This window comes from Mesorhizobium sp. L103C131B0, from assembly GCF_000502275.1.
In the GTDB taxonomy this organism is placed as follows: Bacteria; Pseudomonadota; Alphaproteobacteria; order Rhizobiales; family Rhizobiaceae; genus Mesorhizobium.
This window is the reverse complement of record NZ_AYXC01000007.1, coordinates 60719-85289: the sequence shown is the minus strand read 5'-3', so window position 1 is coordinate 85289 and position 24571 is coordinate 60719. Positions and strand designations below refer to the sequence as shown.

Annotated in this window: 21 protein-coding genes; 7 read left to right on the top strand and 14 right to left on the bottom strand. The window is 63.7% G+C overall.

Annotated features, from left to right (window positions below):
• Positions 1-2: 2 nt before the first annotated feature.
• Positions 3-2162, bottom strand: a complete 2160-nt coding sequence (locus X730_RS149880) for a hydantoinase/oxoprolinase family protein (protein ID WP_023826484.1) — start codon at positions 2160-2162, stop codon at positions 3-5.
• Between the two features lie 110 nt (positions 2163-2272).
• On the opposite strand from X730_RS149880, the gene X730_RS149885 reads away from it, so the two are divergent.
• Entirely contained in the window at positions 2273-3052 is a 780-nt protein-coding gene (locus X730_RS149885) for a LuxR C-terminal-related transcriptional regulator (protein WP_023729653.1), read from the top strand.
• A gap of 19 nt (positions 3053-3071) precedes the next feature.
• Here X730_RS149885 and X730_RS149890 read toward each other — a convergent pair whose 3' ends face one another.
• From X730_RS149890 to X730_RS149925, 8 genes are all read right to left on the bottom strand, one after another.
• Positions 3072-3653, bottom strand: a complete 582-nt coding sequence (locus tag X730_RS149890) for a DUF1349 domain-containing protein (RefSeq protein ID WP_023729654.1) — start codon at positions 3651-3653, stop codon at positions 3072-3074.
• A 15-nt stretch (positions 3654-3668) separates the two neighbouring features.
• A complete protein-coding gene (locus X730_RS149895; protein WP_023826483.1) occupies positions 3669-5108 on the bottom strand; it encodes an aldehyde dehydrogenase family protein in 1440 nt (479 codons plus the stop codon).
• A 167-nt stretch (positions 5109-5275) separates the two neighbouring features.
• A complete protein-coding gene (locus tag X730_RS149900; RefSeq protein WP_023826482.1) occupies positions 5276-5761 on the bottom strand; it encodes a hypothetical protein in 486 nt (161 codons plus the stop codon).
• A 98-nt stretch (positions 5762-5859) separates the two neighbouring features.
• Positions 5860-6741 carry an ABC transporter permease gene (locus tag X730_RS149905; RefSeq protein ID WP_023826481.1) on the bottom strand — a complete coding sequence of 294 codons (882 nt, stop codon included), beginning with the start codon at positions 6739-6741 and terminating at the stop codon, positions 5860-5862.
• The gene (locus X730_RS149910; RefSeq protein ID WP_031197002.1) at positions 6738-7697 is read right to left on the bottom strand and encodes an ABC transporter permease; all 960 of its coding nucleotides are present in this window, start codon (positions 7695-7697) and stop codon (positions 6738-6740) included. The genes X730_RS149905 and X730_RS149910 overlap by 4 nt, the downstream gene beginning before the upstream one ends.
• A gap of 37 nt (positions 7698-7734) precedes the next feature.
• Complete coding sequence (locus X730_RS149915; protein WP_023826479.1) at positions 7735-9378, bottom strand: ABC transporter substrate-binding protein; 1644 nt, start codon at positions 9376-9378, stop codon at positions 7735-7737.
• 35 nt (positions 9379-9413) lie between these two features.
• The gene (locus X730_RS149920; protein WP_023752407.1) at positions 9414-10190 is read right to left on the bottom strand and encodes a DUF427 domain-containing protein; all 777 of its coding nucleotides are present in this window, start codon (positions 10188-10190) and stop codon (positions 9414-9416) included.
• A gap of 15 nt (positions 10191-10205) precedes the next feature.
• On the bottom strand, positions 10206-11564 hold the full coding sequence (locus tag X730_RS149925) for an LLM class flavin-dependent oxidoreductase (RefSeq protein WP_023826478.1): 1359 nt from the start codon (positions 11562-11564) through the stop codon (positions 10206-10208).
• Positions 11565-11755: 191 nt separating this feature from the next.
• On the opposite strand from X730_RS149925, the gene X730_RS149930 reads away from it, so the two are divergent.
• From X730_RS149930 to X730_RS149955, 6 genes are all read left to right on the top strand, one after another.
• Complete coding sequence (locus tag X730_RS149930) at positions 11756-13558, top strand: ABC transporter ATP-binding protein (protein ID WP_023826477.1); 1803 nt, start codon at positions 11756-11758, stop codon at positions 13556-13558.
• Between the two features lie 298 nt (positions 13559-13856).
• Entirely contained in the window at positions 13857-15092 is a 1236-nt protein-coding gene (locus X730_RS149935) for an ROK family transcriptional regulator (protein ID WP_023826476.1), read from the top strand.
• A gap of 14 nt (positions 15093-15106) precedes the next feature.
• Complete coding sequence (locus X730_RS149940; protein WP_023826475.1) at positions 15107-16186, top strand: Gfo/Idh/MocA family oxidoreductase; 1080 nt, start codon at positions 15107-15109, stop codon at positions 16184-16186.
• On the top strand, positions 16186-17022 hold the full coding sequence (locus X730_RS149945; RefSeq protein WP_023826474.1) for a sugar phosphate isomerase/epimerase: 837 nt from the start codon (positions 16186-16188) through the stop codon (positions 17020-17022). Before X730_RS149940 ends, X730_RS149945 begins: the two co-directional genes overlap by 1 nt.
• Positions 17019-17822: an alpha/beta hydrolase gene (locus X730_RS149950; protein ID WP_023826473.1), complete on the top strand. Its 804-nt coding sequence runs from the start codon at positions 17019-17021 to the stop codon at positions 17820-17822. The genes X730_RS149945 and X730_RS149950 overlap by 4 nt, the downstream gene beginning before the upstream one ends.
• Positions 17819-18712, top strand: a complete 894-nt coding sequence (locus tag X730_RS149955; RefSeq protein WP_023826472.1) for an ROK family protein — start codon at positions 17819-17821, stop codon at positions 18710-18712. The genes X730_RS149950 and X730_RS149955 overlap by 4 nt, the downstream gene beginning before the upstream one ends.
• Before the next feature lie 22 nt (positions 18713-18734).
• Here the strand turns inward: X730_RS149955 and X730_RS149960 are convergent, their stop codons facing one another.
• The 5 genes from X730_RS149960 to X730_RS149980 all read right to left on the bottom strand — a co-directional run bounded on the left by X730_RS149960 (position 18735) and on the right by X730_RS149980 (position 24571).
• Positions 18735-19733: an ABC transporter ATP-binding protein gene (locus X730_RS149960; RefSeq protein WP_023668840.1), complete on the bottom strand. Its 999-nt coding sequence runs from the start codon at positions 19731-19733 to the stop codon at positions 18735-18737.
• A 27-nt stretch (positions 19734-19760) separates the two neighbouring features.
• The gene (locus tag X730_RS149965) at positions 19761-20825 is read right to left on the bottom strand and encodes a Gfo/Idh/MocA family oxidoreductase (protein ID WP_023826471.1); all 1065 of its coding nucleotides are present in this window, start codon (positions 20823-20825) and stop codon (positions 19761-19763) included.
• A gap of 250 nt (positions 20826-21075) precedes the next feature.
• Positions 21076-21915, bottom strand: coding sequence for a carbohydrate ABC transporter permease (locus tag X730_RS149970; RefSeq protein WP_023745182.1), 840 nt, complete (start codon positions 21913-21915; stop codon positions 21076-21078).
• Between the two features lie 226 nt (positions 21916-22141).
• Complete coding sequence (locus X730_RS149975; protein WP_023668843.1) at positions 22142-23071, bottom strand: sugar ABC transporter permease; 930 nt, start codon at positions 23069-23071, stop codon at positions 22142-22144.
• Between the two features lie 240 nt (positions 23072-23311).
• Positions 23312-24571, bottom strand: a complete 1260-nt coding sequence (locus X730_RS149980) for an ABC transporter substrate-binding protein (RefSeq protein ID WP_023668844.1) — start codon at positions 24569-24571, stop codon at positions 23312-23314.

Genomic DNA, 24571 nt, shown 5'->3' with positions numbered 1-24571 from the left:
TTTCAAGAATGGGTGTAATGCAGCAGCGTCCACTCATCGACGTGGACACGGTCCTGCGGATGAACAACGAGCGTGGTGGCGGGATGTTCGATGATGGCCGGACCGATCACCTCATGGCCGGGCTGCAGTAGGTCCATCTCGTAGAGATTGGCCTTGTGCCAGCGTCCCCCGATATAGGCCTCGCGCACGCCCTTGTGCGCTGCTGCCGGGGCCGACTTGCCGAGCGGGCGCTTCAAGAGCACCGGCTTGACCTTGTCGGCGGTGGCGATCAATCCGAGCTCGGTGATGGTGAAGCCGGCTTCGCCATAGCGCGAAACGCGATGGTTGACCTTGGCGTAGACCGCCTCGAACTCGTCGATGACCCTACGCATGTCGTCAGCCGAATTGACCTCGGCAAGCGGTGCCATGACCTCGACATCCTCGAGCTGGCCGGTGTAGCGCATCATCAGGAACGGCACGGTCTTGATCTTGTCTCTGATATGGCCGTCGCTGATCATCTCGTCGACCGCCGCCTTGGTGAGATCATTCCAGACGTCGGTGACCTTCTTGCCGAAAGCGAGCAGCTCGTCATCGCTTGCGCGGGCGCCGATGTCGTGCTGCGTCGAGACCGAATGCCGACGCATGAAATCGGCGGTGGTGCAGCCGAAGGCCGAGAAGGCGGCGGCAAACTGGAAGGTGATGATGTCCTTGAAGCCGATGCCCCTGGAGCAGCCGGCCAGATGCAGCGGACCCGAGCCGCCATAGGACAGCAGCGTGAATTCCGAGGGATGGATGCCCTGGCCGGAAATGACCCGGCGCAGCGCGTTGTTGGCATCGGCTTCCAGCATGTCGATCATGCCTTCGGCAGCCTCCTCGACCCCGACGCCAAGGATGCTGGAGCATTTTTCCTCAAACGCTTTGCGCGCCTTCTCGACCTGCAAGACGACCTTGCCGCCGAGGAAATAATACGGGTTGAGGCGGCCTAGTATGGCGTCGCAATCGGCGATGGTGGGTTCAGTGCCGCCCTTGGCGAAGCAGATGGGGCCGGGGTCGGAACCGGCGCTTTCCGGCCCGAGCGAGACTTTCTTGGTCAGCGGGTCGACCTTGAGGATCATGCCGGCGCCGGCGCCGATCGTGTCGAGATGCAGCGTCGGCACGTTGAGCTTGAAACGGTCCATCAGCGGCTCGTTCTCGATCCGCGTCTGGCCGCGCGAAATGACGCCCATGTCGAAGGAGGTGCCGCCCATGTCCGAGCAGATCAGGGAGTCGTTGCCGATGAGCTTGCCGACATAGGCCGCGCCGAGAATACCGCCGATCGGGCCCGAAATCATGGTTTCGTGCAGGCGCGGATGATTGATCGAGGTCAGGCCGCCAAAGGAGAGCAAAGTCTGCACGCCGTATTTGAAGCCGTATTTCTTCGAGACGTCCTCGATACCCCTAAGCTGCTTGCGGCCGCGCGACGTCGCGTAGGCCTCGATCAGCACCGAGTTCAGCCGCGACTGTTCGCGAATGACCGGGCGGACTTCGTGGCTGGTGTAGACGAGAATGTCGGCGCCGGCCTTCTGCACTTCCTCGCGGCAGATCTCGGCGATGCGCTTCTCGTGCACCGGATTGACGTGCGAGAAGATGGTCATGATGCAGATCGCCTCGACCTTGTCGGCGATCAGCTTCCTGGCTGCAGTCGCGACCTCATGCTCGTAGAGCGGCAGCACGATGTCGCCGAACTGGTCGATGCGCTCGGTGACGCCATGGGTGCGGCGGCGTGGCACCAGCGGATCGGGATGGTGGTGGGTGACCGCATGCAGCCTGTCGGCATAGGAATAGTCGGCCCAGGCCTGCAGGCCGCGGCCCATCAGGATCATGTCTTCCAGACCCTTGGTGGTGATCAGGCCGAGTCGGCGGCCGGTGCGCGACAGCAGCGTGTTGAGCATGCCAGTGCCGGAATAGAGCACGACGTTGACGCCGGAAAAGAGCTGCTCCAGCGAGATGCCCCAGGCATCGGCCGCATCCTCGGCCGAGGCCAGGAAACCCTCGGCCTCGTTCTTCGGCGTGGTTGCCGACTTGCCGATCTTGAAGTGGCCGTCCTGGTCGACAAGGATCGTGTCGGTCATGGTGCCGCCGGCGTCGATGCCGATGACGATTGGATTGCCGACGATGGGGCTGGTGAGGTTGGGTTGGGTCACGGTCGCCTCAGGATTGCTCTAGGATGGCTCAAGCTAGATTCCTTGGGCGGCCTTGCGCCATATGCCAAAAGACACAATGACTGCCGGACCGGGATCGCCGAGAAAAGGGCATGCGCATGGGCAATATCTGGGGGCCGCTCGCCAGGGCGATTGCCGCCGCCGGTACGGACAGGCATGTCGACTGCCTGATTGACCTGATCGGAGCCGATATCGAGCACGATCTCGTCACCGTGACCCGATATTCGGCGACGCAGACGCCGGAATTCATCAAGCACCGGCGCTTCTCCGACGAGATGGTCCGGCGCTATCTCGACAATTACTACGTCTTCGACCCGTTCTATGCCTCGTGGCGGCGTGAACGCCGGCTGGGCATCCTGCCGCTGAAGCGGCTTGCCGACGACGAAGCCAAACGGGGCCAGTACATAGCCGGCTTCCTGGCGCAGTCGGAGATCTGCGACGAGGTCGGCATCATGCTGGCCGATGGCGGCGACTGGTGCCTCGGCATCTTCCTCGACCGCTCGACCTCCACCTTCAAGGAGAGCGAGATCGCCCTGCTGGACGAGCGGCTGCCGGTGTTCGGGGCCTTGCATGCGCTCGACATCAAGGCGCGCGGCACCGAGTTCTCTCGCACATGGGCGCCGACCGGCCCCGGCGCCTCGCCCCGGCAGGAGCCGACCATCCCGGCGAGCCTGTGGCCGGAGCTGTCGCTGCGCGAGCGGGAATTGGTGCAGTTGATCCTGGCGGGACATCCGACCGCCAACATCGCGGAACGGCTCGGCATCGCCGTCGGCACGGTGAAGAACCACCGCCGCCGCATCTACGAGAAGCTCGACATAACCACCGAACGGGAGCTGTTTTTGCAGTTCTTCCAGCATCAGGCAGACGGTTAGTCCGCCATCGATATGGCCGTCAGTCGTGCAATTGCCTGGAAATCGGCGGGCCGACAGTAAAGCCGGAGAATGTTACCTCAAACCCTTCGCGCTGCGGCGAGCAGCACATCATGCCGACATCGACGGATTTGGAGATCGGGAAATAAGCCAGCCGCACCGGCTTCCACTTGCCATCGGTGGTATCAAGATATTGGATGCGGATCGCCTCGGCATGGCGGGTCAGCCGGATGCGCACGCCGTCGGGGCCGGTGGGAATGCTGAGCAGCGACCAGTCCGAGGTGTCGTTGGTGACCACCACCGAAAAGTAAGCCAGCCCGTCGGTGTATTCGATGCCGGCCTTGATCCAGTGCGTTTCACTCAGCCGCAGCATCAGCCCGGCCTGGTCGTAGAGCACCTTGTAGTCGCCCTTGACGGTGACTTCGGCGCTGAAGTCACCCTCGACCGGCCGATACAGGAAATGGCCATTGTCACGCCAGAAACCGTAAAAGGTTTCGCGCCAGAAGTCGGTTTCCCCGCCGGTGCGCACATGCACGATGCCATCGCCGAAGGCATGGTGCGGCGGCGGGTTGAGCCAGGTCAGGGCCTCTTTCGCCGCTGCCATCGGGTCACCCGTCGATCAGCCGGCGAATGTATAGGCTGTCTTCACCGTGGTGTAGAACTCCGCGGCATAGCGGCCCTGCTCGCGCGGGCCGTAGCTCGATCCCTTTCGGCCACCGAACGGGACGTGGAAATCGACGCCGGCGGTCGGCAGATTGACCATCACCATGCCGGCCTCGGAATTGCGCCGGAAATGCGTGGCATGCTTGAGGCTAGAGGTGCAGATGCCGGAGGTCAGGCCGAAGGGGGTGTCGTTGGCAACCGCAAGCGCCTCGTCATAGTCCTTGACGCGAATGACGTTGGCTACCGGCCCGAAGATTTCTTCCCGCGAAATGCGCATGGCGTTGGTGCTCTCGGTAAACAGCGCCGGCCGGAGATAGAAGCCGGGCGTTTCGCGATCGAGTCGCTCGCCGCCGAAAGCGAGGTTGGCGCCTTCCTGGCTGCCGATGGCGATATAGTCCTCGTCCTGCTTCAGCTGGCTCGCATCGACGACCGGCCCGATCTGCGTCTTTGCATCGAGCGCATCGCCGATGACGAGCTTTTCCAGTCGCTCCTTGAGCGCGGCGACGAAGCGGTCGTGAATGCCTTCGGTCACCACCAGCCGGGAAGAGGCCGTGCAACGCTGGCCGGTCGAGAAATAGGCGCCGTTGATGGCGCATTCGACCGCCGTGGCGAGGTCGGCGTCGTCGAGCACGACCATCGGGTTCTTGCCGCCCATTTCGAGCTGGAACTTTCGCATGTGCTCCACACTGGCCGCAGCCACACGTTTGCCGGTGCCGACCGAGCCGGTGAAGGTGATGGCGTTGAGGTCGGGGCTGTCAAGCATGGCTTGGCCGACCACCGAGCCCTTGCCCATGACCAGGTTAAGCACGCCTTTCGGCAAGCCGGCGCGGTGCAGGATGTCGACGATGGTCCAGGCGCTTTCAGGGACGAGTTCGGCCGGCTTGAAGACGATGGTGTTGCCGTGCGCGAGCGCCGGCGCGATCTTCCAGGTGGGAATGGCGATCGGGAAATTCCATGGCGTGATGATGCCGACGACACCGACAGCTTCACGGGTGATCTCGACGCCGACGCCGGGCCGAACGCTGGGTACCAGTTCGCCCGACAGGCGCAGCGTCTCGCCGGCGAAGAAATCGAAGATCTGGGCGGCGCGGATGGTCTCGCCAATGCCTTCGGCCAGCGTCTTGCCCTCTTCGCGCGACAGCGCGCGGCCGATCTCTTCCTTGCGCGCCATGATCTCGTCCGACGCCTTTTTCAGCACGGCATGGCGAACCAGCGGCGCCGAACGCGACCAGGCCGGGAAAGCAGCCTTGGCCGCCGCGATGGCCTGCTTGGCCTGTTCGGCACCGGCCGAGGCATATTCGCCAACGACATCGCCGGTATCGGACGGGTTGATGTTGCGCGAGCCGGCTTCGCCCACCCACTCGCCATCGATCAGATTTTTACGAAACAGGGTCATGTCGCGGTTTCCTTGTATTGGTTCGCTGGGGGTGCCGTATGCCTGAATCATTTATCAGACAAATGACGACACTGTGAGGCCTGACGTCTAGCTGCGGACTGGATAGCCGATGGCGCGCTGCTGTGAAAGCCGCGACCTCAAAACGGACGATATGAAGCAGGCCGCTGTCAGCTCGGAAAAGTCCAGAACAGGCAAGCCAGCGTTGCCGCGGCGAAGATGACGAAGAACAGGCTTCTGAGCAGGATGTTACGGCGCAGCTCGTTCATGGTGAAATGACAGCCGACGATTGCCGCGGCAAACAGAAAGCGCCAGTTGAGCAGCGCCCATAACACACTGCTCTGGCCGAAGGCCCAGCGGGCGACGAGGCAGCCGACAATGGTCGCGAACAAGGCGATCACCGCCAAGAACAGCGCGTCCGCCGCATGGGTGAGCACGATGCCGGCGGCGCGGATCGGCAGGATCATCATCAGCATGGCGCTGAAGAAATAGACGGCGGCGAGCGGCAGGAACGAGCCAGCATCGGCGATGCCGTCCAGCCGCCGGACCCCGATCGCGCCATAGGGATAGCCGTGCCGGGCAACCGCCAGGCTGAGCGCCATGAGCAATGCGGTGAACACCGCGACCAGTGCGAATGTGGAGAGAGCCTTGCTCATGCCGTTCCTTGTTCTGATGCCCGATCCGGGCCGAATCACAAGGAGCGATTTTAGCGCACGGTCCTGAATTGCGCGTCAGCTTTGGTGAGCGCCGATCTTCACCGGTCGCTGTTTTCGAAGGCGCCCATGCCTTGCGCGATCAGATTAGTGGCCATGACCAGCGAGACGATGGCCGCCGAGTTGAAGATCACCACCCACCATTTGCCGCCGGTCAGGAAGCCGTAGCCGTCGGCCACGGCCAGCCCCCAATCGGCTGAAGGCGGCTGGATGCCGAGGCCGAGAAAGCTCAGCGTGGCGATTGAAAAGAAGGCGTAGCCGAGCCGTGTGACCAGTTCGATGAGGATGGTCTCCCTGACATTGGGCAGGATCTCGAGGAACATGATGGCAAGAGCGCTCTCGCCGCCGAGACGGGCGGCGCTGACATAGTCGCGCTCGCGCTGTTCGCGCACGGCGGCGCGCACCGTTCGCGCCACCAGCGGCGCATAGGCGATGCCGATCACCAGGATGACGGTGAGGTTGGACGGCCCGAGCGCGACCAGCGTCATGGTGACGAGCACGATGAAGGGAAAAGCCATCAGCGTGTCGAGCAGCCTGGCGCCGATGGCGTCAATCAGCCCGTCGAAATAGCCGAGCACGAGGCCAAGCACACTGCCGGCGGCTACGCCGAGCAGGGTTGCTGCCGGCGCGACCAGCAGGATGTCACGCGAGCCGACGACGATGCGCGACAGCACGTCACGACCGAGCTGGTCGGTGCCGAACCAGTGCGCGGCATCAGGCGGCGCCAGCATGACGAGGAAATCCTCGGCATAGGGATCGTAGGGCACAAACAGGCTGCCGAACACGGCACAGCCGACCCAGAACAGCAGGATCAGCGAGCCGATGATGACCGAGGGCGGCAGCTGCGAAACAGTCTCGCGGATGCGACTTGCTGCCCGCCACCGCAGCGTACGGCGCTCCGGCAATTCCATCAGTTCCATCATGGCGAGACACGGCGGCGCTGCCGCGGATCGAGCAAGGCATTCACGAGATCGCCTGCCGCGGCCGACAGCACGAAGATGGTCGCCATGACCAGCACGCCGGCTTCGAGCATCGGGAAGTCACGCGACTTGGCGGCGTTGAGCACCAGATTGCCGAGACCCTGTATGCCGAACAGCGCTTCGATCACCACCAGCCCGCCAAGCATGTAACCGGTCTGCGTCGCCAGCACGGCGATGGTCGGCGTCAGCGCATTACGCAGCACGTGCCGGATGAGGATTTCGCGACGCTCAAGGCCTTTCAGGACGGCGGTGCGCGTATAGTCGGCGGCCAGCGCCTCGATCACACCGGCCCGCGTCATGCGGGTGATGTAGCCGGCAAGGTTCAGCACCAGCGGCAGCGCCGGCAGGATCAGATAATAGCCACTGACCCACAGCCCGGCGCCATCGGGAGCAGCGCCGGTGATCGGGAACCAGTTCAGCCACAGGCCGAAGACGATGAGCAACAGCAGGCCGGAGACGAAGTCCGGGACGATGCCGAAGGACACGCCGGCGAGTACGATCAGGCGGTCGATAAAGCGGCCCTGGTTGAAACCGGCGACGATCCCGGCGCCGATGCCCAGCGGCAACAGAAAGACGAGGATAATTCCGGCAAGGGCCGCCGAGCGCTTGAGGCTTTCCAGAACGAAGGGCGCCACCGGCAAACGCAACGACAGGGAGGTGCCGAAGTCGCCTGACAGCACGCTGCTGAACCAGTGCCAGTATTGCACGAGCACCGGCTGGTCGGCGCCGAGCTGCCTGTTCAGCGCCGCGACGGCCTCGGCATCGGCGAACGGCCCGAGCATGAGGCGACCGACATCGCCGGGCAGAACCTGCCCGGCGAAGAACACCAGCATGCTGACCAGCCACAGCGTGAGCAGAAGCGAGGCTGCCCGCACCGACACAGTGCGGCCGGTCAGCATCGGATTTTAGTGCCCGGAGTGGCTGGACGTCTCGCAATCATGCCTGGGCGAACGTCACGCGATCGAGCAGCAGATGCGAGATCGCCGTGAAGCGGACGCCCTCGACCTTGGACGAGACGATGCGGCTGTATTGCGAGAAGTAGCTGATGATCAGCGGCGTCTCGTCCAGCAGCAAGGTCTGGATCTTGCCCGCGGCAAGGCGTTGCGCCTGAAGGTCGCGGGCCTTGCCGTATTCGAGCAGCAACCCGTCATAGGCCGGGTTGTTGAAATGCGCCGCGTTCCAGGCGCCCGAACTCTTCAGCGTCGCATTGAGGAAGATGTCGGGCGTGCCGCGATGGCCAAAATCGGTAATGCCGAGATTGGAATCGAGCCATGGCGACGAGCCGAACTTCGCCGAGCCATAATAGGCGTCCTGCGGCAGCACGTTGAGCTTGATGTCGATGCCGGCCTTCTTGGCAAAATTCTGGATCAGCACGGCATAATCGGGAATGTCATAGGCGCGCTCGGTGGTCAGCGTCACCGGGAAGCCGTTCGGCACGCCGGCTTCGCCAAGCAGGCGCTTGGCCTCGGCGATGTCCTGCTTGCGCTGCGGCACCGACGGATCGGCCGAGGGGAAGATCGGCGCAAACGGCGTGTCGTTGCCGACAATGGCGCGGCCCTTCAACAGACCCTTGACCACAGCCTCGCGGTCGATGGTGAGCGCCAGCGCGCGGCGGATGCGCCTGTCGGTGAACGGCGCCTGGTCGGTCCGCAGATGCACCTCGTCATGCGAGCTTGCCTGCACGCTGAGCAGCTTGAAGTTGGGATTGCCCTCGATCGCCAATTCCAGCCGGGTCGTGCTCGGGATGACGTCGAGCTGGCCGGCCTGCAGCGCCAGCACCTGCGCCTGCTCGTCGTCGAAGAACTTGATTTCGACGCGGTCGGGCAGCGCCTTGTCGCCCCAATAGTCAGGGTTGCGCACGAAGCTGGCGCCCTGCTTGGGGCGGAAGGATTCGAGCTTGAACGGGCCGGTGCCGTTGAAATTCTTCTCGAAATCGCCGGCATAGTCGGCCGGCAGGATGACGGCATTGTAGACGTCGGACGAGACATAGAAGGGGAAGTTGCTGTTGGGCCCGTCGAGATCGAAGGCGACTGTCTGGTCGTCGACGACCTTGGCGCCGCCCTTGGACAGGATGCCCTTATAGGCCGACAAAGCGGACGAACCGCTGGCCGGATCGACCAGCCGCTCGAAGCTCGCCACCACATCCTTGGCGGTGACGGTGCGGCCGTCGTGGAATTTCACGCCCGGCCGCAATTTGAAGGTCCAGCGGCTGGCCGTCTCGTCGGCCTCCCACGACAGAGCGAGCTTGGGCTGCAGACCGTCCTTGGGATCGTCGAGGATGAGATATTCGCCGACCTGGCTGATGACGCCGATGCTGGCCGGATCGGTGATGGAGACGGGATCGATCGCCTTGGTCGGCTGTCCCAGCCCAACGCGGACCGTGCCGCCGGCGCCGGCAGCGCGCGCCGTGCCGAAACCAACAAGTCCCTGCGAGGCGGCAAAGCCGGTGAGGCCGATCAAGGCTGCGTATTTCAGGAGATCGCGGCGCTTGAGGAAGCCGGCCTGGTGCTCATCGACGGCGACGTTCCAGATGTCGCCGGACAGATTGCGAAGCGTATCGATGTCGTTGCGTTTGGTCATTTTGAAACCCCTGTCTGAAATGACTGTTGAATGGCTTAAGCGACTGGTTCGCCGTCGAGATGGATGCGGTCGACGGCTTGCGGGTAAAAGGCGATGAGGCCCCTGATCTTGGGCATTTCGGCAATGGGATCGCGGTAGCTCCAGGCGACATCGGGGCTTACCGAGCCGTCGGCGCGCCGGCCCGACCAGTAGGAGGCGATGCCCTTGTAGGGACAGCGCGTCGTGCTGTCCGAAGCGGTCAGCTGGTCGAGCCTGACATCGTCCGGGTGCAAATAGAAACGCGTCGGCAGATGCGTTTCGAACAGCAGCACCGGGCGATGGCTGTCGGCGATCACTTCGCCGTCGAACCAGATCTGGACGTGACTTGAACTCTGCAGCACATCGATGCGTGCGTATGGATCGCGGGCGTGGACGAAGACTTCTTCCTCCTCCTCGAACCATTGGTCGACCGCTTTCCAGGTGAAGGCGATGCGGCCGGCCAGTGGCGACAGGCTTTCATCCGGCGGCGCGACAAACGACCAGGCCGCATTGGGAGAAGCTTTCGATCCCGTCTCCAGGTCCCAATAGGTGGTTTCGCCGCCGACTGGATGCGGCTGGCGATGCTCGGACGGCTTCAAGAGCGAGCGGTCCACCGAGGAGGCCGGGAAGAAATAGATCGGCAGAAAATGGTTGGAGCGCAGCACCAGGACGTTGCGGCTGTCGGCGATGGTGCGGCCGGCGAATTTGACCCGTATGCGCTTGGGGCTGTGCAGAACATTGATGAGCTGCGGAGCCGTGGCTTCGCGGGGCTGAAGTTTTGGCGCTGCGGTCATATCAGTTGCCCCAAGTCAGGATACGGCGCGCACATTGTCGCGCTGTTCGGCGAAGCGGTTGGCCGGCCGAGCCAGGCCGAAACGATCACGCAGCGTCCCCGGCGCATATTCGGTGGGGAATACGCCGCGGCGCTGCAGTTCCGGCACGACCTGCTCGGCAAAATTCACCCAATCCTCCGGGAGCAGCGGGAACATCAGGTTGAAGCCGTCGGCGGCACCTGCCTCGAACCAGTCCTGCAGCTGATCGGCGATCTGGTTCGGTGTGCCGACGACGGTCGGCACCGAACCGCTGTTGGCGAGCTTGCGAGCGATCTCGCGCAGAGTGAGGTTCTGCTTCGACCATTCCTTGACGCGATTGAGCGAGGTGCGACCGCCATTGAAGGTGCTCTCGTCCGGCAGCGGCGGCAGCGGGCCGTCCGGCGGATATACGGAGAGATCGACGCCGCTCCAGCTCGAGAGAAGGTCGATGCCGACCCGATCGGGAAGCAAGCTCTGCAGATACTCCTGCCGCTCGCGTCCCTCCGCTTCGGAAGCTGCGACGATCGGCAGGATGCCCGGCAGGATCTTGAAGCTCTCGGGCTTGCGGCCGTAACGGGCGAGGCGCTCGTTGATGTCCTGCCTGTATTTGATGCCGTCTTCCTTGCTGCTGTAGATGGCAAAGTGCGCATCGGCGTGCGCAGTAGCGAAATTCTTGCCGTCCTCGGACGAGCCGGCCTGGACGATCAACGGATGGCCCTGCGGCGGGCGCGAGACATTGAGCGGTCCGCGCACCTTGAAATGCTTGCCCTTGTGGTCGACGGGATGGACCTTGTCTGGGTCGGCAAAATAGCCCGTTGCCTTGTCGATCAGTAGCGCCTCGTCTTCCCAGCTGTCCCACAGCGCCTTGACGATATCGAGGAATTCGGTAGCGCGCTCATACCGAAAGGCGTGCTCGATATTGCCGTCGCGGCCGAAATTGCGGGCCTCCTCGTCCATGGCCGACGTCACCACATTCCAAGACGCCCTGCCCTTGCTGATATGGTCGAGCGAGGCAAACATGCGGGCGACATTGTAGGGCTCGCTGTAGGAGCTCGAGGCGGTTGTGATGAGGCCGATATGCCTGGTCACGCCGGCAAGCGCCGACAACAGCGTCAGCGGTTCCAGGCGGGCATTGGCGTAATGGGCTACGCCACTCTGTACGGAATCCCAGATCGCGACATGGTCGGCGACGAAGATCGTATCGATCCTGGCGCGCTCGGCAGACTGGACGAGATCGCGGTAGAAGTCGAAGTCGAGCACTTCGCGGCCGGGCGCGCGCGGATGGCGCCATGACATACGATGATCGCCCTGCGGGTTGAAGAAAAACGCGCTGAGGATCATGTGGTCGCGTGCCATGTCGGCCTCCTTGCAGAACTGCTCCAAGGAACCGTCGCGACGCCTCGACCGGCTGCGACAATCTCTCCTGAGCGATGAAAGGTAGATTGCGCTCCAGCTTAATTCGAGTAATTTTATCGAGATTGTGCATTGTGAAAGCGGAAGCGATTGCCCTCGATGGCGGCGCTGGGAGAAAGTGGTTTCAAGGCCCCATGTCGTCATCGGTTCTGAAGGTCGAACAGCTCACCGTCGCCTATGATGGGCGCCGGACATCGCATCCGGCCGTCAACGGTGTGTCGCTCACTATCGGCGAAGGCGAAGCACTCGGCCTTGTCGGCGAGTCCGGATCGGGGAAGAGTTCGGTGGCGCTCGCAATATTGCGCTATCTGCCGCGCAACGCCCGGGTCGCTGCGTCGGCGCTTGAGTTCCAGGGCCACGAGATCCGTGATCTCTCGCCCGAGCAGCTTCGCCGGCTGAGGGGAGACCGCATCGCAGCCGTCTACCAGCATCCGGGCGCGGCACTCAATCCGGCGATGACGATTGGCCGGCAGATCACCGAGACGATCATGCGGCATCGCCCGGTTCGCTCGGACGAGGCCCGCGGTCGCGCCGCCGAACTGCTCGGTCGCGTCAGGGTGAGCAATCCGGAGCGGGTGCTCGATCTTTACCCGCATGAACTATCCGGCGGCATGCAGCAGCGCGCCAACATCGCCATCGCAATCGCGCTCGACCCGTCGCTGCTGGTGCTGGACGAGCCGACGACGGCGCTCGACGCCAGCGTCCAGTCCGAGATCATCGCCATCCTGCAGGATTTGCGGCGCGACCACAAAACCAGCGTCTTGCTGATCAGCCACGACATCAACATGGTCCGCCGCGCCTGCGACCGGGTGGCCGTTATGCAGTCGGGAACGGTGGTCGAGAGCGGCGTCGCGGACGATGTCTTCGAGAACCCTGTTCACGCCTACACAAAGGCGCTGATCGCCTCGATCCCGGCGCTCAACTTCACCAAGCGCGACGGCAGGCTTGCGGAGACGCACGCGGCCGAACCGTCGATGCCTGTCCACAGTGATCAGCCGGAAGCCCCGCGCCCGATTGCCGTCGCCTGCAAAGGCATCAGCCATGCCTTCGGCGCACAGCCTGTGTTGCACGACATCGATTTGCAGATAGGCCAGGGCGAGACATTCGGGCTGATCGGCGAATCCGGGTCCGGCAAGTCGACACTGGCAAGGATCGTCACCGGCCTTCAGGTGCCGAACGCCGGATCGGTCGAACTGTTCGGCCGCCCGGTCGCGGCGCGCGTCGAGAAGAGAAGTGCAGGCGAACGGCGCGACGTGCAGATGGTTTTCCAGTCACCCGATCGCACGCTCAATCCGCGCCAGCGGATAGGCAGGATTCTCGGCCGTCCGCTGCGGCGGCTGGCTGGCCTGCGCCGCAGCGAGGTGAAGCAGCGCGTCGGCGATCTGCTGGCCTCGGTCCGTCTAGCCGCCGCGACCGTCGACCAGAAGCCGCGCTCGCTGTCCGGCGGCCAACGCCAACGGGCGGCCATTGCGCGCGCCTTCGCCGGCGTGCCGAAGCTCGTCGTGCTGGACGAGCCGACCTCGGCGCTCGACGTTTCCGTGCAGGCGACGGTACTCAATTTGCTCAACGATCTGCAGCGCGACAAGGACACGACCTATCTGTTCATCAGCCACGACCTCAGGGTGGTGCGCTACATGGCCGACAGGATTGGCGTGCTCTATCGCGGCCGGCTGGTCGAGACCGGTTCGTCAGAGCAGATTTTTCGCGGGCCCAACCACCCCTATACGAAGCTGCTTCTGGCCGCAGCCTCGGATGAGACGGCGCCGAAGGTTCCGGCTCAGCTCGACCTCGCCGCGCAGGATGCCGAGACCTCCGGATGCGCCTTCGCCAGCCGCTGTCCCGTGGCCCTGCCCGACTGCCGAAAGGCGCAACCGCCCATCAGGCAGGCCGGCGACGGTCATCTGATCGCCTGCTGGAGAGACGGCGACGATCTCTGATCGCAAAGCGGGCCAGGCTGACCGACAAGCCTGCATTCGAAGAGATGTCCCCATATTGTGAAGGATTTCGGTGCCGTCCGCGCGCTGGACAATGTCTCGCTCGACATCATGAGAGCGAGGCTTTTGGCCTGGTGGGTGACAATGGCGCTAGAACCGGCATCGCATCCTCCCATGTCAATTTGTAAGTTTTTGATACAAATTATCGTTTGAAACTTGGGTCAACAGATTCAGAACGCCGAACATTTTGTTACAGTGCGCCCCGTTTGACCCTTTCAAATCGCATAAAAAATCTATTAGTATGGCAATCAAACAAATCGCGGAGAACGACGTGCTGGTGTCGACCGATCTTCGGCCGAACGAAACGCGGGCACTTGCGGCGCTGTTTCGTGCCGGCGCGTTGAGCCGAGCGGCGCTCGCACGCGATCTCGGCCTGACCCGGTCGACCACCGGCGCCCTGGTGCTGGGGCTGACGGAAGCCGGTCTGGCGCGCGAGCGGTCGGATGGAGCGGATGACGAGCAGGATAGCGAGGGTCGGGTCGGCCGTCCCGGTATCCTGGTCGAGATCGACGGCAATGGCGGCTTCTTCCTTGGCGCTTATATCGGCGTCAACTGGATCGCAGCCGTGGCTGTCGACCTTGCCGTCGCGCGGCGTGCGAGCGCCTCTAGGGCATTTGCCGGCCCGGGCAGCACGCCTGAAGCCGCGGTCGACATCATCGGGGAACTCGTCGCCGAGATCCGCTCACAATTGCCTGCGGGCACGCGCCCCTACGGGCTCAATGTCGCCGTGCCCGGCTTCCCCGCCGCCGACGGGATTTCATACCATGCCACCATCCTTGGCTGGCACGGGGTCAATCTGGCGGAACTTTTGCGCACTGCCTTTGGCGCGGACTTTCCAATCCTCTTGGAAAACGATGCCAATGCCGTGGCGGTGGCCGAGACATACCGGTCGCGGCCAGGAAAGGACGACGAGGATGCTCTGGTCATCCTGATCGAGAACGGCGTTGGCGGCGGCATCATCAATGCCGGCAGGCTGCATCGCGGCCGGCTCGGCGGCGCCGGCGAAATCGGTCATCTTCGCATTGGCGACGAAGGTTTTGTCTTCGACGCGAAGCGCCCGGGGCGGCTGGAATCCTATGTCGGCAAGGATGCGTTGCTGGCTCGCTATTTGCACATAAGCGGACTGCGCGCCGGCCTGCATGAGTTTGTGGCGGCATTGGCCGACGGCGATCCGCCAGCCGTTGCCACGGCGCGCGACTGGGCGCTCTGGTTCGGTCGCGGCCTGGCGACGCTTGCCTGCACCTTGCAGCCGGAGCGCATCATCCTCTCCGGCTCGGTCAATGCGGTTTATCCCTTTGTCGCCAGACGGGTGGAAGCTTTCCTCTCGGACTTCCTGGCCGAAGGTTATCCCGTTCCCACAGTGGAACTGTCGCGCGTCGGCGCCGACGGTCCGGCATTGGGCGCTGCCTGTCTGCTGCATCAGGCAGCTTTGTCGGGCGATCCGCAATTTCAACTTCGCGGCCTCGCCGCGCGCTAATCAGGAGAGATTCCATGCCTCGCAAAGACGAAAAGCGGCTGCGCGTCGGCGTGCTCGGCTGCGGTCCGATTGCGCAGGCAGCGCATTTCGAATCCTGCACCAAGGCACGCAATGCCGATCTCCATGCCATCTGCGATGTCGCCGACGATCTGCGCGACAGGATGGCCGCGACCTACGCGCCCGAAAAATCCTATGCCGACTACGGCCAGATGCTGGCCGATCCCGATCTCGATGCCGTCATCATCGCGACATCGGACATTTTTCACGTCAAGGCCGCGGAACTGGCGCTCGATGCCGGCAAGCATGTGCTTTGCGAAAAGCCGCTAGGCGTTTCGGTCGAGGAGGTCGAAGGCTTGCGGGCCACGCTCGACAAGAGCGGCAAGGTGCTTCAGGTCGGCCATATGAAGCGCTTCGATCCCGGCATCCAGGCGGCAAAGGCTTTCGTCGACGACGAAATGGGCGAGCGGCTGGCGTTCAAAGGCTGGTACTGCGACAGCACCCACCGCTACCCGATGACCGATGCGGTGCAACCGCTGATCATCACCAGCGCCAAGGCGCGCAAGCCTGCCGTCAATCCCAAGGCGGATCTGCGCCAATACTACATGCTGGCGCATGGCAGCCATCTCCTTGATACGGCGCGCCATCTGCACAGGCCGATCGAGGCGGTGGAGGCCCGGCTCACCGAGCGCTATGGCGCCTATTGCTGGTTCATCACCACCATCTTCGCCGACGGCACGATCGGCCATCTCGACCTGACGGTCGCCGTGCGCATGGACTGGCACGAAGGGTTCCAGATCTACGGCGAGAACGGCAGCGTTCTCGCGAAGACCTATAACCCCTGGTACTACAAGAGCAGCGAGGTCGACATTTTCCGCGAGGCCGATGGCAGTTGGCACCGGACGCTTGGCGCGGATGGCCACTTCTATCGCCGGCAGCTCGAAGGCTTTGCCGATGTCGTACTGAATGGCGCGCCGATGATCGGCGCCGGCATCGAGGACGGCATCGCCTCGGTCAGGGGCATGGCGGCCATCGCCCGCTCGGCCGCTGCCGGCGGCCGCGCCGTCCGTCTGGCCGATGTCGACGGGGTCGTGTGATGCAGCTTGGGATTTTCGCCAAGACCTTCGCCACCACCGGCGCCTTGCCGGTGCTGCGCGCGGTCGCGGACGGCGGCTACACGGCGGCGCAGTTCAACATGGCGTGCCTTGGACTGCCGTCGATGCCGGACAGCATTGAGCTCGGCGCGGCCCGGTCCGTCGCTGAGGCGAGCGGCGAGGCCGGCGTTTCGATCGCGGCGGTTTCGGGAACCTACAACATGATCCACCCGGATCGCTCGGTTCGCATCCAGGGACTCGCCCGGCTTGAGGTCCTGGCCGCGTCATGCGCCGATATGGGCACCCGTCTGATCACGCTGTGCACCGGCACAAAGGATGCGCAGGATCAGTGGCGCTGGCATCCCGACAATGCGAGCGAGGCGGCATGGAGCGATCTGCGGATGGACATGGAAGCGGCGATTGCGATTGCCGAGCGCTTCGACATCGAGCTTGGCATCGAACCGGAACTGGCCAATGTCGTCTCCAACGCCCGGGCCGCACGCCGCCTGCTGGACGAAATGAACAGCACGCGGCTGCGCATCGTGCTCGACCCGGCCAATCTGTTCGAAGTGGCCGACAGCGCGGAGCGTCATCGCCTGATCGACGAGGCCGTCGGCTTGCTGGCCGCCGAGATCGGCATGGCGCATGCCAAGGACCGCTATGCCGATGGCAGCTTTGCCGCGGCCGGACATGGCGTTGTCGACTTCCCGCATTTCATCGGCCGTCTGAAAGCCGCTGGCTTCGACGGACCCCTGATCACGCATGGCCTGACAGAGGCCGAGGCGCCCGGCGTGGGCGCCTTTCTGCGCACCGTGCTGGAAGCGAGCGAGCGCGCGTGAAAGAGACCTTCAGCCGCGATGGCGTCGATCTTGCCTACCGGGACGTCGGCGCCGGGCTTCCCGTCATCTTTCAGCACGGCCTAGGCGGCGACGACGCGCAGGTTGCCGACGTGTTTCCCGATCTGCCGGTGACCCGGCGGGTGACGCTCGAATGCCGGGGCCAGGGCGGATCCAGCTACGGGCCGGTCGAGCGGCTTTCGGTTGCGACGTTTGCCCAAGACGTCGAAGCGCTGGCCGACGAACTCGGCCTCGGCCCGGCCGTCGTCGGCGGCATCTCGATGGGCGCGGCGCTGGCGCTGCGCCTGGCAGTGCATAGGCCGGCCCGTGTGCGCGCTTTGGTGCTCGCCCGGCCCGCCTGGGTAGCCCAGGCGGCTCCGGAAAATATGAGGCCCTATGCCGTCGTCGGCGATCTCTTGATGCGGCATTCGCCTGAAGACGCCAGGCGTCTGTTCGATGACAGCGCTGTTGCCGGCGAACTGGCCAGATTGGCGCCGGACAATCTCGGCAGCCTGCAAGGCTTCTTCACTCGCCCGGACCCGGTTCTGTTCGGCAGGCTGCTTTCGGCGATCGCCGGCGATGGTCCCGGCGTGAGCGAGGCGGACATCCGCGCTATCGCGGTGCCGACTCTTGTCATCGGCCATGACCATGACCTCGTGCATCGCCTGGCCGACGCACAGACGCTGGCCGGACTCATTCCGTCGGCCCGGCTTTGCACCATCACAGCCAAATCGCAGGATCGCGCCGCCTACCGGCTGGAATTCCGCGCCTGTCTTTCGGAATTCCTGGAACCGCTCGCATGACGCATCAAACGATGGACGACACGATCGCCGTGGTCGAGATCGGCGGCACGTCGGTCAAGGTTGGCTTTGCCGACCACGGCATCCCGGTGGATTTTGCCCGCACCTACCCGACCGCGCAACTGCGCAAGGGCGCGCCTGTGGCGGGGTTGGCCGATGCGGTCACCGCAGCCTGCCGCGATGCCGGGCTCAAACCTGCACGGGTCGTTGCGACGGTGCCTGGGTTCATCGACCGCGACTTCGACACGGTGCTGCACACGGCCAACATTCGCGAGCTGAACGGCATCCGGCTGGGTACGGAACTGGCATCGCGGCTCCGCGTTCCCGTGCGGCTCGAACGCGACGTCGTGCTGCAATTGCTCGGTGAAAGCGTCGCCGGCGCAGTGAAGCGGCAAAAGGAAGTGCTGGCGGTCTATCTCGGCACCGGCATCGGTGCGGCCTATCTCGGCAAGGACGGCATTTTCAGGGGCGGCGGCTGGGCGCTGGAAATCGGCCATATGCCGATCTACCGGCCTGACGAAAGCGGACCGCCAAACCGCGTCGAGACCTACGCCTCAGGGGCAACGCTTGTCGACCTTGCCGCGGACTACGATATCCCGGTTGCCGAGCTGTTTTCGGCGCCCGGGCAGCCGCCGTCGCTGCGCGAATGGCTCGATGAGATCGTCTGGCAGCAGGCGGTGACCATCGCAACGGCAGCCGCTTTGTTTTCCCCGCAGACGATCCTGATCGGTGGCGGCATTGTCGACATGAAGTCCTATCCCCGCCAGGCGCTCAAGCAGCGCATCGCGGACAGCCTGCCGCATTCGCTTGTTGTAGAGCCTCTGGACATACGCTGGGCGGCCCTGGGCTGGCAGGCGGCGATCCACGGCGCGGTGCTGCTCGGTACGGTATGATCGCGGTACTGCCCGCAGCGGATTACTTGATCGTCTTGCCGTCCGCCCCGAATCGATAAGTCTTCCCCGGCTCGGGCGTCGCATACAGCGTCGCGCCCGGCTCCGCGTCGTAGACACCGAAAATGCGCACCGTGATCAGCCCGGCCTTTTCGCAGTCGAGATAGAGGTTGGTGTCGGCGCCGAGATGTTCGGCATGCACCACCGTTCCCTTCCAGGCGCCGGACCTTGGATCCACGGTCAGATGCTCCGGCCGCACGCCGATCGTCTTGGCCGTCTCGCCCAATCTGGCGCCGTCGATGAAATTCATCTTCGGCGAGCCGATAAAGCCGGCGACGAACTCGTTTGCCGGCGAATTGTAAAGCTCCATCGGGCCGCCGATCTGCTCGATCTGGCCGGCGTTGAGCACGACGATCTTGTCGGCCAGCGTCATCGCCTCGACCTGATCATGGGTGACGTAGATCATCGTTGCCTTCAGCCGGCGATGCAGCTGCGCGATCTCGAGCCGCGTGTTGACGCGCAGCGCTGCATCGAGGTTCGACAAGGGCTCGTCGAAGAGAAACAGTTTTGGCTCACGCACCACGGCGCGGCCGATGGCGACGCGCTGGCGCTGGCCGCCCGACAGTTCCGCCGGCCGCCGCTCGAGATACGGTTCCAGCGACAGCATCGACGAGGCGACGCCGATGCGGCGTTCGATCTCCGGGGCGGGCGTGCCGGCCTGCTTGAGGCCGAGGCCCATATTGTTCTTCACCGTCAGATGCGGGTAGAGCGCGTACGTCTGGAACACCATGGCAATGCCGCGTTTTGCCGGGGGCGTGGCCGAGACATCGGCGCCGTCGATCACCACCCTGCCGGAGGTCGAATCCTCCAGCCCGGCGATGACCCTGAGCAAGGTTGACTTGCCGCAGCCAGATGGGCCGACGAAGACGACGAATTCGCCGTCGGTCACTTCGAGGTTGATGCCTTTCAGCACCTCGACCGGCCCGAAGGCCTTCTTCACATTCTCGATTACCAGCGAGCCCACGGCTTCGTCCTTGTTCTAGAGTTTGCCCTACCAGAGCTTAACTGGGGCGCCGCTGCGCACGCTCTCATCGGCGGCAAGGCAGACGGCGAGCGATTTCACCGCGTCGTCCATGTGGCGGGTCAGGTCAATGTCTTCCCGGATCGCCTTCAGCACGAAGGCCTGTTCGAGGTCACAGAGGTCCTGGTGGCCGGGTTCGCCTTCCATGGACAGCATCTCGTCCGGCCTGGCGAACTTGCCGTCCGCGCCGGTCGCCGCACTGTGCAGGCGGATGGTCGAGGTCTTGGTGTGGGTGTCGATGTCGTCCGACCTCACACCTTCCTTCATGACGATCGACACGCAGCCATTGGGCGACATCACGTCCTTCACGAAGAACGCCGTTTCCGAAATCATCGGTCCCCAGGCCGCTTCGTACCAGCCGACCGAGCCGTCGTCGAACAGCACCTGCAGATGGCCGTAATTGTACATGGTCGGCGCGATTTCCTCGGTCAGCCGCAGCCCCATGCCGCGCACCTCGACCGGCCTGGCGTCGGTGATCTGCAGCATGACGTCAAGATAGTGCACGCCGCAATCGACGATCGGCGAGGTCGTCTGCATCAGTTGCTTATGCGTCTGCCAGGTCGGGCCTGACGATTGCTGGTTGAGGTTCATGCGAAACACGTAAGGGCCGCCGAGCTTGCGCGCCTCGGCGATCAGCCTGACCCAGGAGGGGTGGTGGCGCAGGATGTAGCCGATCACCAATTTTCGGCCGTTGGCCTTGGCCGCCGCGACGACGCGCTTGGCGTCGGCGACCGTCGTTGCCAGCGGCTTTTCGACAAAGACATGGCAGCCCGCCTCGAATGCCTTCACCGCATAGTCGGCATGGCTGTCGGAATAGGTGGCGATGCAGGCGACATCCGGCTTTTCATCGCGCAACGCGTCGTCGAAGGAGCGCCTGATGCCATAGCCCGACAGCCCGTCCGGTAACGGCACGTCGGAGCGGTTGATCAGGGCCGCGATCTCGAAGCCCGGATTAGTGTGGTAGGCCAGCGCATGGCTACGGCCCATATTGCCGAGCCCGGCGACGACGACACGAAGGGGCGATTTAGAGGTCACCTAACTACTCCAGATGTTCCAGTTGTTCCTGCTGAGAGGGTGTCACCCCACCCGGCGCTTCGCGCCGACCTCCCCATCGAGGGGAGGTAGGACGCTGGCGCGAACACCCTCGCTGCCAAAGAAGCTTCTCCGAAAGTCGCCCCCTGGCGGTCGTGAATGAAGCCACGACCTTTTACCTCCCCTTGATGGGGAGGTCGGCGCGCAGCGCCGGGTGGGGTGAAGGCTCCAGCAGAGATTTGTAGGGCTCCGCTCACTTGACGGCTCCGGATGTGATGCCGCGGATCAGCTGCCGCGAGAAGATGACGTAGAGGGTCAGCACAGGCATGATCGCCAGCGAGAGTGCCGCCAGGATGGCGTTCCAGTTGGTGACGAACTGGCCGAGGAAAAGCTGCGCGCCGAGCGTCACCGTCTTGGTCTCTTCCGACGGCGCCAGGATCAGCGGGAACCACAGATCGTTCCAGATCGGGATCATGGTGAAGACGGCGACCGTCGCCATCGAGGGCCGCACCAGCGGCAGCACCAGCCGGAAGAAGATGGTGTATTCCGACAGGCCGTCGATGCGGCCGGCATTCTTCAGATCGTCGGACACCTGCTTCATGAATTCCGACAGGATGAAGACGGCCAGCGGCAGCCCCTGCGCGGTGTAGACCAGGATCAGCGCCGTCAGCGTGTTGACCAGCCCGCTCGCCACCATCAATTGCAGGATGGCGACGGTGCCGAGCCGGATCGGGATCATGATGCCGAGCGCGAGGTAAAGCCCCATCAGCGTGTTGCCGCGAAAGCGGTATTCCGATAGCGCGAACGCCGCCATCGCGCCGAACAGAAGCACGAAGAACAGCGAGGCGACGGTGACGACGAGGCTGTTCTGAAAATAGTGGATGAAGTCGCCCTGCCCGATCACGGTGGTATAGCCGATCAGGTCGAAGGTTTTTGGCGTCGGCGGCGTCAGCGGTTCGCTGAAGATGCCGGCGCGGGACTTGAACGAATTCATGATCACCAGGATCACCGGAAACAGTGCGATCGCCGTATAGGTCAGCAGGATCGTGTGGGCGCCGATGGTGCGGGGCAGCGAACGGGTGGCGGTGCTCATTGGAAGGTCTCCTGACGAGCGATGACTGTTGAGGTCGGCACCAAGGCACCCCCCTCTGTCCTGCCGGACATCTCCCCCGCAAGGGGGGAGATCAGATGCCGCGACTGCTTTCGCCAATCGCCAACGTTGCAAGACGAGCGGCAAGGCCAGAGCTGCCAATCTCCCCCCTTGCGGGGGAGATGGCCGGCAGGCCAGAGGGGGGTGTTCAAGCTCGACATCTCGCCCCTCAGAACTGGTAGCGACGCAGGCGCGTCTGGACGAGGAACAGGTAGACGCAGACGCCGCCGAGGATGATCAGGAACATCATCGTGGCGATCGCCGCGCCCATATTGGGATCGCCGGTCTGCAGCTGAAAGCCGAAGAAGGCGCGGTAGAGGAAAGTGCCCAGAATATCGGTCGAATAGTTCGGGCCGGCGAGCGCCCCTTGCGCGGTGTAGATCAGGTCGAAGGCGTTGAAATTGCCGACGAAGGTCAGGATCGAGATGATGCCGATCGACGGCAGGATCAGCGGCAGCTTGATCTTCCAGAACTGCGACATGCCGGTGATGCCGTCACATTCGGCCGCCTCGATCACCTCTTCGGGGATCGACAAAAGGGCTGCATAGATCAGCATCATCGGGATGCCGACGAACTGCCACACCGAGATCAGGCTGAGCGCGGTCAGCGCATATCGTTCCTTGCCCAGCCACGGCGTGAACAGGCTTTTCAAGCCGACCAGGTCCATCAGATGCGGCGCCACTCCCCATAACGGCGACAGGATCAGTTTCCAGGCGAAGCCGACGATGACGAAGGACAGGATGGTCGGCACGAAGATCGCGGTGCGGTAGAAGGCGGCGAACCTCAGCCTCGGGCTGGACAGCAATGCCGCTAGCATGACACCGATCGGGTTCTGCACCACCATGTGGATGATGAAGAACCAGGTATTGTTCCGCAGCGCGTTCCAGAAGCCGACCGACCAGTTGGGGTCGCCGAACAACGTACGGAAATTAGTGAAACCGACGAACACCTGATGCTGATCGACATTGCGGAACAGCGACAGCTGCAGCGTGCCGGCGAGCGGCAGGATCATGATCGCCGTATAGACCAGCAGCGCCGGCGCCAGGAAGACGCCGATATGCCAGCGGAACGGTCGTTTCGGTCGTGTTTGTGCGGCCATGAGTGCGGTCCCCGCCGAGGTTTAGCAATGCCTTCGACGGCAGCGCTGCCCCCTCACCCTTACCCTCTCCCCGTGAAGGACGGGGAGAGGGGGCGCCTGCGTTTCGGCTGATCCTTCTCCCCGTCACTATACGGGGAGAAGGTGCCGGCAGGCGGATGAGGGGCGGCGCCGTCGTTCGCAGTCGATGATGCTTTCGAAAAACGCAGGGCCGTCCACTTGGGGCCCTGTCTGTCTCTGAGCTTACTTGCCCGGCTTGTACCAGCTATCGAGGCCGTCCTGCAGCTTCTTGGCGGCAGCTTCCGGCGTGTCGGTGCCGTTGATGACGTTGGCCGATTCAACCCAGGTTTCGTTCTCGAGGTTCGGCGTGCCGCGCGACAGGATCTGGTAGGTCGAGCGGATCGTCGACTTGCACTTGTCGCGCCAGGAGACGAATTCCTGCGCCAGCGGGTCTTCCATCTTCACCGGGGTGGAATTTAGGCTGAAGAAGCCCGGCAGTGCGTTGGCGTAGATGGTGGCGAAGTCCGGCGAGGCGACCCAGGACAGGAAGGTCTTGGCCGCGTCGGCATTCTTCGACGCCGCATTCAGGCCCATGCCGATATCGGTATGGTCGGAGATGTAGCAGGTGTCGCCGGCCTTCTCGACCGGCGGCGGGAAGGCGCCCATCTTGAACTGCGCCTGGGTGTTGAACAGGCCGATCTCCCACGATCCCGCCGGGTAGATGGCGGCGCGGCCAAGCGTGAACAGGTTCTGGCTGTCCGGATAGGTCTGGGCCTCGAAGCCGTCGCCGAGATAAGGCTTCCACTTGGCCAGTTCCTCATAGGGAGCAACCCAGTCCTTGTCGGTCAGCTTCTGGTCGCCCTTGATCAACGCTGCGCGGCCCTCTTCGCCCTTCCAGTAGTTCGGACCGATGTTCTGATAGCCCATGGTCGCGGCTTCCCAGAGGTCCTTGGTGCCCATGGCCATCGGGATGTAGGTGCCGTCGGCCTTGATCTTGTCGAGCGCGGCGAAGAACTCGTCACGCGTCGTCGGCACCTTGAGGCCGAGCTTGTCGAAGGCGTCCTTGTTGTAGATGAAGCCGTGAATGACCGAGGCCATCGGCACGCAGAAGCTCGCCTTGCCGTCGTCGGTCTGCCAGGCGGCCTTGGCAACGGGCGAAAAGTTTTCCATGCCGGGCAGCGCCGACAGGTCGGCAAGGTTGCCCTTCTTGAACAGTTCGAGCGACTTGTCGAACGGGCGGCAGGTGATCAGGTCGCCAGCCGAGCCGGCGGCGAGCTTGGCGCCGAGTGCGGCGTCATACTCGGTCGGCGCCGACGGTGCGAACACCACTTTGATGCCCGGGTTCTTGGCCTCAAAAGCCGGGATCAGCTTGTCCTTCCAGATGGCAAGGTCGTCGCCGCGCCAGCTTTCGATATTGAGCGTTACGTCATCGGCGTGAGCCAACCCGGCGGTGCCGAGAATGCTGGTGCCGAGAAGCAGTGCCGTCAGTAATTTCGTTGTCAT